This window comes from Actinoplanes sp. NPDC048988, assembly GCF_043197815.1.
Classification (GTDB): Bacteria; Actinomycetota; Actinomycetes; order Mycobacteriales; family Micromonosporaceae; genus Actinoplanes.
Window position 1 is genome coordinate 42,696 of record NZ_JBICTW010000026.1, and the last position, 12,413, is coordinate 55,108.

Genomic DNA, 12,413 nt, shown 5'->3' on the forward strand with positions numbered 1-12,413 from the left:
CCGCCCTTGCTCAACTCACCGCGGCCAGCGGGCGCGGTAACTCGGCACGCCACGTGCGTGACAGCGGCGTCACATCCGGCGACAGCGGCAGCGCCCCCGCCGGCCCGTGCCGGCGCAGCGTCGCTGACTCGATCATCAGCTCGTAGAGCCGCCAGTCGACGTCCGGTGACGCGCGCAGCGCTCCCGCCAGGCGGGTGATGACCCGGGGGTCGGTCACGCGGACGGCTCGGCCCGACACGTACGCCTCGTCGTCGCTCTCTTCCGGGGGAAAAGAGTGCAGCGCGTAGCGGCCGTCGCGGTCGAGGTCGCCTCGTTTGGGTGAGGCGACGATGAAGCAATAGAGTCCCTCGTCGGTGATGACCGGCGACACCGGATGGACCCGTGGAGCGCCGTCGGCACGCACCGTGGCCAGGTAGGCCAGGCCGGGGCCGTACTGCTGGAGGAGCGCGCGGATGCCGGCCGCGAGGGTGGGCTCAACAGCGGCGAAATCGGACCAGGAAGCCATGCCGTCATTCTATCGAACATACGTTCGACACGCCCACCAAAACACGCCGAACGGGCAGCTTGGGTATGGTGTTGCGATGCTGCTGTCCGACCGTGACCTGGTCTCCGAGATCAAATCTGGCGACCTGGCCCTGGAGCCGTTCGAGCCGGCACTGATGCAACCGTCCAGCATCGATGTTCGCCTGGACCGATTCTTCCGGGTGTTCAACAACCATCTCTACACCCACATCGATCCGGCCGAGCAGCAGGACGATCTGACCGCGCTCGTCGAGGTCGCCGCCGGCGAGCCGTTCGTCCTGCACCCGGGCGAGTTCGTCCTCGCCTCGACGCTCGAGGTCATCACTCTTGGTGAGCAGCTTGCGGGCCGCCTCGAGGGTAAGAGCAGCCTCGGCCGCCTCGGCCTGCTGACCCACTCGACCGCCGGGTTCATCGACCCCGGATTCTCCGGTCACGTCACGCTCGAGCTGTCCAACGTGGCCAACCTGCCGATCAAGCTCTGGCCCGGCATGAAGATCGGCCAGCTCTGCATCTTCCGGCTCTCCAGCCCAGCCGAGCACCCCTACGGCTCAGCCGTCTACGGCTCCCGCTACCAGGGCCAACGCGGTCCCACGCCGAGCCGTTCCGCTCAGAACTTCCGGACCTGGCCGACTTCCTAAGGCCTGTCGTAGCGGGGTGGGGCGTACGGTTCGCTGCTCACGCCGAGGGCCGCGACGGGGCGAGCAGGGCGCTGCGCGCCCAGAACGCTCACCCCGCCACGGCGACGTGAGTAAGTGGTTGCGATCAAAGACCACAAAACCGGCGGGCTCCCGCCCCTGTGGAGAACTGAGCTCCGGCCCTCCCGCAGCGGCAGAATGAACGCGTGACGACCTCATTGGACAGAACGAGGGCGGCCTACGACACGGTCGCCGCCAGCTACGCCAAGCTGCTCAACGGCACTTCCGTGGCCGAGTCGACCTGGGACAGGGCCGTGCTGGGCGCGTACGCCGAGCTCATCACCGGCCCGGTGGCCGAGGCCGGCTGCGGCACCGGCCGGATAACCGCCCACCTGTCATCCCTGGGCGTCGACATCCAGGGCGTGGACCTCTCACCCGCCATGATCAGGGAAGCCGAGACGGCCTACCCCCACATCCCGTTCGCGATCGGCTCCCTGCTCGACCTGGACCTGCCCGACGCGAGCCTCAACGGCGTCGTCGCCTGGTACTCGTTGGTGCACACCCCGCCGGACCTGCTCCCCAAGGCGTTCACCGAATTCGCCCGAGTCCTGGAGCCCGGCGGCCGCCTGGTGATCGCTTTCAAGTCCGGCGACGCCAAGCGGACCCTGTCCACGGGCTACGGCCACGACATCGACGTGGACGTCTACGAGTACCCACCCGACCGCTTCGCCGCCCTGGCAACCGCGGCCGGCCTCACCGAAACCATGCGTTTGGTGCGAGCGGCCGAGCCCTCAGAGAGACAGCCTCAGGCCTACAGCATGTTCCTCAAGCCCCATCCGTGAGCCACCACACCCTGAGCAAGGATCAGACGGACGCGTTTTCGCCGCTCAGGCGTATGACGTGCTTGATCGATCGAACAGCTCGGGTGGCCTCTGGGACGGTGACGGCCTGCGTCAGGCGTACCGGGACGTCGCGATAGCGGATCCACACCTCCACTACTTGTTCGCGGCGGAGAACCGCAACCAGATACGGGATCTCCACGAGCGTTGTCAGGGCTGTCGCCACCGCGACGATCCATAGCCAGGTGGGGCTGTCCTGCCTCAAGGTCAGCCAGGTGACGAGAGCGGCGAGAAGCGGAAGAGCGAAGACGGCTATCGGCCACAGCCGGCGGATTCGCCGACCTCGGTTGAGCAGAGCGACGCCGGTGATCGAACTGACCGCGAACCTGCGGCCTCCGGCTTCGACGAATGATCTGGACACCACCAGACCGCGGTGCCGGTAGTAAGTCTCGGACTCGGCTGCCGGATCTTCCGGAGGCGGCTCCGAGGTGGGCGGTTCCTCAGTCGGCGGGTCCGTCAGCGTCGTGGTCGAATCGCCGAGTTGCTCCACCAGTCGTTGCCACTCCGCCTCTTCATCCGAGGCGCTGTAGGCGGGCGAAGACCGACCGAGAGCGCGAATGACGGGCGGCCGGGACTGCTCGCTTCCGGCGAAGGCCGGCGTCTGCCGGGCCAACGCGGCGACGATCTGGCGAAGGAACGAGCGAACGGCAGGATCAGCCATCGTCGCTCCCCGCAGCCTGACCAGGGCTTTCAGTCGGGGCGTCTCTCAGCTTCTGGGCGCGAGGGGGACTACGGCGGGGAGTCGGGGCGGGCCTGATGATGTCGGACGGCGCTGTACTCGTCTCCCCCGGTATCTGCCGGGCCATCTGCTCCACGAGCAGCGGCGCGGCCACACCGAACGCGAGGGCACTCAACGCTCCCGCGAGCTGACCGCTCGCCCCCGCGGCGGCCGCGACACCCGCACCGACGCCCAACCGGATCAGAACAGACACGAGCAACGGCCACGGTCCGGGTTCGCCCCGGCGCTTCCACGGCCAGCCTCCGACCCTGCGGATAGCGCCGGCGAACTGCAGCCCTTCGACAGCAGCGGCACCGAGGAGTCCCCAGAGACAAGCTTCGGCAACCGACATCTTCTGGACGGTAGCCGAGCTGAAGGGCTGAGAACAGCGAAGCTCACCTCCGTGTAAAGCAACCGGAACGGCAGAAGGCCCGTGCCCGTGTGAGCGGGCCGGGCCTTTCTGCGAATGGTGCGATCTAGCGGAGCCAGCCGGGGAACCAGCGGCCGGTCTTGAAGCCGGTGGACCACTGGTGTTCGGTGCAGGAGCGGTTCGTGGCGAAGCGCTGCTCGTCCAGGACGGCGGTGGTGCCGGCGTTGTAGGTGCCCAGGCCGAAGCCGATGCCGGTGACGGTCATCTTGGGGTTGGCCGCCACCACCTCGGAGAACTTCAAGGTCGCGGGGCCGCCGGCGGTCTTGGCGAGGCCGGTGATCGTCGTGGACGGGGTCCACAGGGGACCGTCCAGGACGTTCCACTCCGTGCGCACGCGGCGCTGCGGGTTTCCGGCTCCGATCGAGCTCAGGTAGTAGTACGGCTCGAAGACCAGGGTGCCGGGGCCGGCGGGCGTGCGGACGTACAGGTGGTAGGCCGGCAGGGCGGCGTCGTTCACCACGTTGTTGTCGCCGGCCGTGGTGTCGAGCTTGGCGGTCTCGTAGGAGACCTCGTCGACCGTGCTGGCCAGGACGGGGCGGAACGACGACTGCCAGGACACCTTGTCGCTGTTCGACGAGCGGGCCGTCGTCAGCTTGATGCCGTCGGTGCCCACGGTGGCGGTGGCCGTGCCGATCTTCGTGACGCCGGCGGTCGTGCTGTGCTTTTCGACGCCGCAGGGGCGATGGCTGGAAGCACTGGCCGGGACGGCGGGGATCGCGACCAGGAGCGCCGTGGCGACGGTCGCGGTTAACAGGCGAGAAGTCATGTCTGCACTATTCCCATCCAGCAAGTCCGGCAACGTACATATTGTCCGTTTCAGCCGATTGCCACGAAGACGTTGTCGATTTCGCCGGCGAACTGGTCGTTGCCTCGGTTCGTGCCCTTGCCGCCGACGCGCAGCGGCTCGGCGTTGGCGATCGACAGATCAGCGGGCACGGCCACCTCGGCCCGAGGGCTTCCGTCGACGGTCAGCGTGAGGCGTTCTCGCTGGCGTACGCAGGTCAGGTTGTGCCATTGCCCGTCGGCCACGTCGAGCAGGGCCTCGGCGCGATGAATGCCGCCACTTCCGGCCAGAACGCACGACGGGTGGCCCAGACGGTGGTCCACCTGGAGCTTGTATTGACTCACGCCACCGACCGAGTAGCCCTTCTGGACGACGTTGGCGCCGTCGGCCAGGTCCGCGTGCGTCATCAGGACCGACGCGCCGTAGTTGAGCTTTCGAAGGCCGGGGTTCAGCGTGTCGTCCCGTGCCCCCTCGAGGATCGCGCGTGGGCAGTCCCGCTCCCGGGCCAGCCGGCACCGATCGGGATAGGAAACGGCCAGACCCGAGGCCCCTTGCGGCCGTACGAGGCGCAGCACCCCGCCGTTCTCACCGACCGGCCGCAGCTCGTGGCCGCCGTTGACGTCGGTGATCGGCTTGCCGACGCCGCCGTCGAAGGTGTAGCGGATGGAGATCGGCCCGCGGGCGACACTGATCGGCTCCGGCGGCATCGGCGGCGCGGAGGGTGAGACCGCCATGGTCAGCGCGCCGGCCCGGGCCATCGGCGTGTGCAGCGCGATTCCGTACGCCGGAAGGCGATAGAAATAGGCGACGCCGCCGGCCAGCACGACCACCGCGAGCGCTAACCACCACCCTTTTCGTGACATGTCGGGATTGTGCGGCACCCACCACGCATGACGACGGACCGGCAAGCAATCGAACCGGAATTACTCCGGACGAGGTCAGCCGACCGCCCGAGGCGCCGCCGGTACGTGTGGATGAGCGGGCTCCCCCACGACCGCGTGGATCACGTCGTCCAATGTGATCACTCCCAGCGGAGTGCGGCCGTCACTGACCAGCGCGATGTGCAGACGGTCGCGGCGCATGGTCAACAGCAGATCGGCCAGCGTACGGTCGGGCGGCACCACCGCCAAAGGCCTGATGATCTCCGGCGGGATCGGGCGTGTCCGGCGCTCCGCCGCGTACCCCAAAATGTCTTTGACGTGAACGAATCCCAGCACCCGCCGGGTGTTCCGCTGGACCACCGGGAAGCGGGACCGCCCGGTCCGCGTGGCCAGCGCCTCGACGGTCGCGGGTGACACGTCGTCGGCGATCGTGGTGACCGTCGACCAGGGCCGCAGCGTGTCGGCCGCCGTCCGGTCCTGCAGGCCGAGCGCGGCGTTGATCCGGGCGTACTGCTCCGTGCCGAGCAGTCCCTCGGCCCGGGCCTGAGTCACCATCCCGGCCAGTTCCTCGGCCGTGAAGACCGTCTTGACCGCGTCCGTCGACTCGATCTTCCACAGTCGCAGGACGATCTTGGCGGCCCAGCGCATCGCGTTGAGCAGCGGTTTCGTGGCCGTGCAGAAGCCCAGCATGAACGGGCCGAGGATCAGCGCGGCCCGTTCCGGCCCGGCCAGCGTGATGTTCTTCGGGACCATCTCGCCGATCACCGTGTGCAGGAAGACCACGATCATCAGGGCCAGCACGAAGGCCACCGGATGGATCGCGTTCTCCGGCAGCCCCAGCGCCTCGAACGGGCCCTCGAGCAGATGGGCGACCGCGGGCTCGGACAGCGCGCCCAGGCCGAGCGAGCAGACCGTGATGCCCAGCTGCGCGCCGGCGATCATCAGCGGGATCTGGCTCATGGCCGACAGGGCCCACCGGGCCCGTTTGGACGTGGCGGCCAGCGGTTCCAGTGCCGTACGGCGAGACGCGATCAGCGCGAACTCGCCGCCCACGAAGATGCCGTTGCCGATCAGCAGCAGGACGGTGACCAGCAGCTCAGTCATCGGCCGGCTCCGCCGGGATGACGACGCGGACCTGCTCGACCCGGTGCCGGTCGACGGCCATCACGGTGAACTCCCAGCCCCCCGTCTCATACGACTCGCCGACCTCCGGAATGTGGCCGAGCCGGGCCAGCAGGAAGCCGGCCAACGTCTCGTACGGGCCCTCGGGCAGTTTGAAGCCGGTCTGCTCGATCAGCTCGTCCTCGCGCAGCAGCCCGTCGACCAGGAACGTCTTTTCGCCGCCGGGCGCGGTCAACTCGACCGTCGACGTCTCGGCCTGCTCGGCGTCGTACTCGTCGGCGATCTCACCGACCAGTTCCTCGATCAGGTCCTCGACCGTCACCACGCCATCGGTGCCGCCGTACTCGTCCACCACGATCGCCAGGTCGGCGTCGGCCTCGCGCAGCGCCGCCAGCACCTTGTCGAGGCCCAGGCTCTCCGGTACGTACACCGGCTCCCGGGCGATCGTGGAGACCCGCGTCGCGGCCCGCCGTTCGGGTGGCACGCCCAGCGCGTCGGGCACCGCCACCACCCCCGTGACCAGGTCGATCGTGTTCTCGTAGACCGGGAACCGGGTGTGCCCGGTCTCCCGGGCCTTGGTGATCAGGTCGGCCACGCTGGCGGCGACGGTCAGCCCGACCACGTCGACCCGCGGCGTCATCGCCGAGGCCGCCCTCTTCTCGCCGAAGCGGATCGTGCGCCGCACCAGCGTCGCCGTCTCGTTCGGCAGCGTCCCGGCCCGCGCGCTGATCGCCGCGAGCAGGCCCAGCTCCTCGGGCGAGCGGGCGCTGGCCAGCTCCTCCTGCGGTTCGACCCCGATCCGGCGCACCAGCCAGTTCGCCGATCCGTTCAGGGCGCCGATCAGGTATTTGAAGAGCTTCGAGAACGTACGCAACGGGGCCGCGGTCAGCAACGCCGCGCGCATCGGCCGAGCGAGCGCCGCGTTTTTCGGCACCAGCTCGCCGAAGAGCATCGACACGAGGGTGGCCACGACCAGGGCGATCGCGTGGGTGATGCCCTCGGTCGCGTCGCCGCCGATCGGCTCGATCAGCGGCGTGAAGATCTTGGAGAGCGCCGGCTCGGCCAGATATCCGGTGAGCAGCGCGGTGATCGTGATGCCGAGTTGGGTGCCGGAGAGCTGGAACGAAAGCTCGTGCAGCGCGTGCTGCACCGTGCGGGCCCGGCGGTCGCCGGAGCGGGCCCGGGCGTCGATCTCGGGCCGGTCGACCGTCACGAGACCGAACTCGGCGGCCACAAAGAACGCGTTGCCCGCCGTGAGCAGCGCGAAGGCCACCAACGGGAGCACCGCGGTCAGCAGCAGGCCGTCCATGATCGGTTCACCTCGGTCCCCATTGTGCCGGATGCGGGCGATTCCCGGCGTCCGGGCGCTTCCGGGATTGATCTTCGCTCGGTTTGGTTACCGTCGAGGGCATGAACCTTGCCGAGGAGTTCCTCCTACTCGCGTACGACGATGACGGCACCCCGCTCACCGACGGCACGCACCTGGACAACGGTCTCGGCGGGGCGCTGCTGCTGGAGCTCGCGCTGGCGGGCCGGGTCGACGTCGCCGACAAGAAGGTGGTCGTCCTCGACGACGACGCGACCGGCGACACGATCCTGGACCGCGCGCTGGGCCGGATCCTGGCCGAGGACCGTAACCGGCGGCCCGGCCACTGGGTCACGAAGTTTGCCAAGGACACGCGCCCGCAGGTGCTCGACCGGCTGGTCGCCGACGGCGTGCTGACCGTGGAGAAGGACAAGGTGCTCTGGGTCTTCCCGCGCACCCGGTACCCGGCCGCGAACGGTGTCGAGCCGGTGGCCGAGACCGAGGCCCGCCAGCGGATGCAGGCCGCCGTGCTCGAGGCGGGGCCGGTCGATCCCCGTACGGCCGCTCTCTGTGCCCTGGTCGCCGCGACCGACCTCGACCGGAAGGTCTTCACCGGCCTGGACCGCAAGGTGGTCCAGGCCCGGCTGCGCGAGATCGGCGCCGGCTCGTGGGCGGCCGCCGCGGTGAAGAAGACGCTGGACGAGATCCAGGCGGCCGTGATGGTCGCGATCGTCGCCTCGACCACCGCGGCCACCACCAGCACGCCGAACTAGCGGGTCAGACTTCCTGCTTGAGCGAGCGCAGGAGGACCGTCGCGACGTCCACGACCTCGACGTTCTCCTGCTCGCCCTTGCCGGTGACCCCGTCGCCGATCATCGTGTAGCAGAACGGGCAGCCCACCGCGATCGTCTTCGCGCCGGTCGCCAGGGCCTCCTCCGTACGCTCGACGTTGATCCGCTTGCCGATCTTCTCTTCCATCCACATGCGGGCGCCGCCGGCGCCGCAGCAGAAGGACCGCTCCTGGTTGCGCGGCATCTCGATCAGGTTGCCGACCGACTCGCCGAGAACCTCACGCGGCGCGTCGAACACGCGGTTGTGCCGTCCCAGGTAGCACGGGTCGTGGTAGGTCACGTCGCCCTCGATCGGCTGCACCGGGGTCAGCTTGCCCTCCTTGACCAGGTGGGCCAGCAACTGCGTGTGGTGCACGACCTCGACCTCGAGCCCCAGCTGCTCGTACTCGTTGCCCAGGGTGTTGAAGCAGTGCGGGCAGGTGGCGACGATCTTCTTGACCTTCGCCTCCTGAAGAGTCTCCACGTTCTGCTGGGCCAGCATCTGGAAGACGAACTCGTTACCGATTCGCCGGGCCGGGTCACCCGTACAGGTCTCGCCCTCACCGAGAATCGCGTAGTTGACGCCGGCCTCGTGCAGCAGCTTGGCCACCGCCCGCGTGGTCTTCTTGGCCCTGTCCTCGAACGCGCCGGCGCAGCCGACCCAGAACAGGTAGTCGAAGTCCTCGACCTCGCCGACCCGCGGCACCTCGAAGTCCAGGCCCTTGGTCCAGTCCTCGCGGGTGTTCTGCGGGGCGCCCCACGGGTTGCCCTTGTTCTCCAGGTTGCGCAGCATGACGCCGGCCTCGCTGGGGAACGACGACTCGATCAGCACCTGGTAGCGGCGCATGTCGACGATGTGGTCGATGTGCTCGATGTCGACCGGGCACTGCTCGACACACGCGCCGCAGGTCGTGCACGACCACAGCACGTCCGGATCGATCACGCCGTTCTCGTCCACCCCGCCGATCAGCGGCCGCTCGGCCTCGGCCAGGGCCAGCACGTCCATGTGCGCCAGCTGGGCCGCGGTCGCCTTCTCCTCGCCGGTCAGATCTTTGCCGCCTCCGGCGAGGAGATAGGGCGCTTTGGCGTACGCGTGATCGCGCAGGCTGAGAACCAGCAGCTTCGGTGAGAGCGGCTTGGCCGTGTTCCAGGCCGGGCACTGCGACTGGCACCGGCCGCACTCCGTGCAGGTGGAGAAGTCCAGCAGACCCTTCCAGGTGAACTGCTCCACCTGGGCCACGCCGAACTGGTCCTTCTCCGGGTCGGCCTCCTCGAAGTCGAGCGGCTTGCCCCCGCTCATCATCGGCTTCAGCGCACCCAGACCGGAACCGGCCGGCTTCTCCGGGCTGCGCTTGAAGAAGATGTTGAAGAACGCCAGGAACCGGTGCCACGCCACGCCCATGGTCGGGTTCAGCGCGATCGTGATCAGCCAGCCCATCGAGATGAACAGCTTGACCAGCGCGACCCAGGTCGCGCCGTCCCCCCACGACGGCAGCGCGGCGCCGATCGCGTGCGACAGCGGAGCGGCCCAGGTCGGGTAGGGGAAGACGTCGTTGGCGACCTTGAACCCGCGGATCAGGAACCCGCAGACCAGCACGCCGAGGATGACGGCCTCGACGAAGTACGCCTGCCACATCGTCGAGCCGAGGAAGCGCGAACGCTTCTGCCGGATGTTCTTCTGCCGTACGAAGATCAGGTACACGATCCCGAGCAGGCCCAGGATCCCGATCCACTCGGTGACGAACCCGAACACCGTCCAGTGCCCGATGATCGGCAGCTCACCCTTGGGGTCGACGACCTCGAAGTACGCCTCCACGACCAGCAGGAACAGGATCATGAAGGAGACCATCACGAGCCAGTGCGCGGCACCGATGGCCGACCACTTGAGCATCCGCGTGTGACCGAGCGTCTCGGTCAGCATCGTCTTGGTCCGGGTGCCCTTGTCCGCGAAACGCGCGGGCTCCGGCTGCCCCTGGCGGATCACCGCGGTGATCGTCAGGACGGCGCGCACCGCCAGCACGACGGCCACCACCGTGACCAGGCCGGCCAGGACGGTGGCGACGATCTGCGCTATGCCCATCTGGGTTGTGCCTCCTCGGTCGGCAGTCCGACGCGCTTCATGTTACCCACGAGTAATAGACGGCCGCACGCCGCCGGGTCAAGTAGCGCAAAGAGCACCCCGCGCCGTCGGCCCGGGGTGCTTGAATCGGATGAAATCGACAATACCCGCGTTAAGCAGGCTTTACCGGCCTATCGCCAGCGCGACAGGATGCCCAGCGAGGCGACCATGCACCCGAAGCCCACAGCGAGGTTCCAGTACCGCCAGGCCTCGACCGGGTACTGCTGCGACGACAGGTAATACACGACCAGCCAGGCAATACCGATCACGATGAGAGCCACCGCGGTGATCGGCAGCCACATCGGGCTCGGCTTCTTGGAAGCCGCTGTCGCCGCCGGACGAATGTCCGTCGGCGGCGTGTAGACCTTCTTCTTGCGAACCTGAGACTTCGGCACGGTGCATCTCCTGAAGGGCAACAAGTGGTGAACAACCCCACCGCTGAGCGGCTCCGGAGATCCCGAATGCTGCCCGTGGCGATTAATGTTCGACAGCTAGCGTAGTCAAGGCTGCGCTCCGAGAGGCACCCGCCAGGCGAGGAAATTGTCCGGCGCGATTTTCCGGGAGGACCGAAGACGTGGAATACACCACTGGCGCGCCCTCGTGGCGGCTCGTGCTGCGCCGCGCGCTCGGGGGTCTGCGGCCACGCCGGCGCGGCCAGCGCACCCGCGGCTGGTCGGCCGTGGTCCCGCTCATCGCGCTGGCCGCGGGCCTGCTCTTCACCACTTCCGCCCGGACGGCGGACGGCACGGCGCTGCGCGACGACCGGCGCCCCCAGCTGGCCCAGCTGATCGCCGACAAGCGCGCACGCCTCGACGCGCGCGAGAAAACGGCGGCCCGGCTCCGGGCCACGGTCGACCAGGACACGGCCCAGCTGGCCGAGGTCGACCCCCAGGTGGCCAAGGCCCGCAAGGACGCCGACGCGCTGCGATCACCGGCCGGCTTCACCGCGCTCGAGGGCCCCGGCATGACCGTCACCCTCGACGACTCGTCCCGCCGGAGCAACGAGTTCGCCGACACCAACGCCCCCGACAACGACGATCTCGTTGTCCACCAGGGTGACGTTCAAGCAGTGGTCAACGCGTTGTGGGCCGGAGGTGCCGAGGCAATGTCGATCATGGATGTCCGCGTCATCTCGACGAGCGCGGTACGCTGTGTCGGCAACACGCTGCTACTTCACGGCCAGGTCTTCTCGCCACCGTTCAAGATCACGGCGATCGGCGAACCCACAGCGATGCATCGCGCGTTGGAGTCCGCGGAAGGGGTCCAGCAATTCCGGGATGCCGTCGCCGACTTCGGCCTCGGCTACACGGAAAGGGTCGAGAGGAACGTGACAGTGCGGGCGTACGACGGGTCGAGTGACCTCCGATCCGCGCAGGTTGCCGGCTGATGGCCGCTCCGGACAGTCCCACCGGCAGCGCCGGCTCGGGCCGCCACCGAGCCCCCGACGGCGACGCCCAGACGGCTTACATCCCCCGAATCACCGACGCTTCCCCCGACGGGGTACCCGGCGGCCCCTTGGCCCCGCCGATCGGTCTCAGCGGCTCCCAGCCCACCCCGATCCGCCCCCCAGCACCCACAGACCCGCAACCGCCTTCCCCCGTACGACCGGAGCCCAGCCCCCCGGCGTTCCCGCCCCACCCGGAGCCCGCGTCGTCGGCGTTCGCCGAGCCCACGCCGCCCCCAGCCGCGTTCCCGACCCGCCCGAACGCCTCCTCCTTCCCGGAGCAGGACCCCACGTTCTCTCCGGCTAGCTTCCCGGCCCGCCAGGACACCGGCTCCACGCCGTCGACGTTCCCGGCCACACCTCCCCCGCCGCGCCGTGAAGCCCCCCGCGCGGAGCGCCAGGAGAGGTGGTCGACAGCCTTCCCGCAAGCCCAGGACCAGCAGGCGACGTCCGCCCCCGAGCGCACACCCGCCGCCTTCCCCGACCGTCCAGGTCAGACGTCCCCCGCTTTCCCCGACCTCGCCCACCAACCGCCCGCCGCCTTCCCCGAGCGAGCCGCCCAGACGCCCGCCGCCTTCCCGGAGCGAGCCGGCCAGGCGCCCGCCGCCTTCCCAGAACGAGCCGGCCAGGCGCCCGCCGCCTTCCCAGAACGAGCCGGCCAGGCGCCCGCCGCCTTCCCGGAGCGCACCGGCCAGACGGGCGCGGCGTTCCCCGAGCGTTCGG

General features: G+C 69.0%; 12 protein-coding genes. 4 read left to right on the forward strand and 8 right to left on the reverse strand.

Annotation, left to right across the window (positions count from 1 at the left end; genetic code table 11):
• Positions 1-10: 10 nt before the first annotated feature.
• Positions 11-505, reverse strand: a complete 495-nt coding sequence (locus ACGFJ7_RS44085) for a pyridoxamine 5'-phosphate oxidase family protein (RefSeq protein WP_360248060.1) — start codon at positions 503-505, stop codon at positions 11-13.
• 76 nt (positions 506-581) lie between these two features.
• Here ACGFJ7_RS44085 and dcd point away from each other — a divergent pair, with 76 nt between their 5' ends.
• Together dcd and ACGFJ7_RS44095 are read left to right on the forward strand one after the other, a co-directional pair.
• Positions 582-1,160, forward strand: a complete 579-nt coding sequence (gene dcd, locus ACGFJ7_RS44090) for a dCTP deaminase (RefSeq protein ID WP_360248058.1) — start codon at positions 582-584, stop codon at positions 1,158-1,160.
• Positions 1,161-1,363: 203 nt separating this feature from the next.
• Positions 1,364-1,999, forward strand: a complete 636-nt coding sequence (locus tag ACGFJ7_RS44095) for a class I SAM-dependent methyltransferase (RefSeq protein ID WP_360248056.1) — start codon at positions 1,364-1,366, stop codon at positions 1,997-1,999.
• A 22-nt stretch (positions 2,000-2,021) separates the two neighbouring features.
• Here the strand turns inward: ACGFJ7_RS44095 and ACGFJ7_RS44100 are convergent, their stop codons facing one another.
• The 5 genes from ACGFJ7_RS44100 to ACGFJ7_RS44120 all read right to left on the reverse strand — a co-directional run bounded on the left by ACGFJ7_RS44100 (position 2,022) and on the right by ACGFJ7_RS44120 (position 7,300).
• Positions 2,022-2,717 (reverse strand): hypothetical protein, encoded by a 696-nt coding sequence (locus tag ACGFJ7_RS44100; protein WP_392648217.1) that lies wholly within the window; start codon positions 2,715-2,717, stop codon positions 2,022-2,024.
• Positions 2,718-3,250: 533 nt separating this feature from the next.
• Entirely contained in the window at positions 3,251-3,970 is a 720-nt protein-coding gene (locus ACGFJ7_RS44105) for a hypothetical protein (protein WP_360248052.1), read from the reverse strand.
• Between the two features lie 50 nt (positions 3,971-4,020).
• Positions 4,021-4,851, reverse strand: coding sequence for a LamG-like jellyroll fold domain-containing protein (locus tag ACGFJ7_RS44110; RefSeq protein WP_360248050.1), 831 nt, complete (start codon positions 4,849-4,851; stop codon positions 4,021-4,023).
• A 75-nt stretch (positions 4,852-4,926) separates the two neighbouring features.
• Positions 4,927-5,973: a hemolysin family protein gene (locus tag ACGFJ7_RS44115; protein ID WP_360248048.1), complete on the reverse strand. Its 1,047-nt coding sequence runs from the start codon at positions 5,971-5,973 to the stop codon at positions 4,927-4,929.
• Complete coding sequence (locus ACGFJ7_RS44120) at positions 5,966-7,300, reverse strand: hemolysin family protein (RefSeq protein WP_360248046.1); 1,335 nt, start codon at positions 7,298-7,300, stop codon at positions 5,966-5,968. Before ACGFJ7_RS44120 ends, ACGFJ7_RS44115 begins: the two co-directional genes overlap by 8 nt.
• Before the next feature lie 101 nt (positions 7,301-7,401).
• On the opposite strand from ACGFJ7_RS44120, the gene ACGFJ7_RS44125 reads away from it, so the two are divergent.
• On the forward strand, positions 7,402-8,070 hold the full coding sequence (locus ACGFJ7_RS44125; protein ID WP_392648221.1) for a GPP34 family phosphoprotein: 669 nt from the start codon (positions 7,402-7,404) through the stop codon (positions 8,068-8,070).
• 4 nt (positions 8,071-8,074) lie between these two features.
• Here ACGFJ7_RS44125 and ACGFJ7_RS44130 read toward each other — a convergent pair whose 3' ends face one another.
• Together ACGFJ7_RS44130 and ACGFJ7_RS44135 are read right to left on the reverse strand one after the other, a co-directional pair.
• Positions 8,075-10,207: a heterodisulfide reductase-related iron-sulfur binding cluster gene (locus ACGFJ7_RS44130; RefSeq protein WP_360248042.1), complete on the reverse strand. Its 2,133-nt coding sequence runs from the start codon at positions 10,205-10,207 to the stop codon at positions 8,075-8,077.
• Positions 10,208-10,377: 170 nt separating this feature from the next.
• Positions 10,378-10,641, reverse strand: a complete 264-nt coding sequence (locus ACGFJ7_RS44135) for a cell division protein CrgA (RefSeq protein WP_097326897.1) — start codon at positions 10,639-10,641, stop codon at positions 10,378-10,380.
• 179 nt (positions 10,642-10,820) lie between these two features.
• On the opposite strand from ACGFJ7_RS44135, the gene ACGFJ7_RS44140 reads away from it, so the two are divergent.
• Entirely contained in the window at positions 10,821-11,633 is an 813-nt protein-coding gene (locus ACGFJ7_RS44140; protein WP_360248040.1) for a DUF881 domain-containing protein, read from the forward strand.
• Positions 11,634-12,413: the final 780 nt, after the last annotated feature.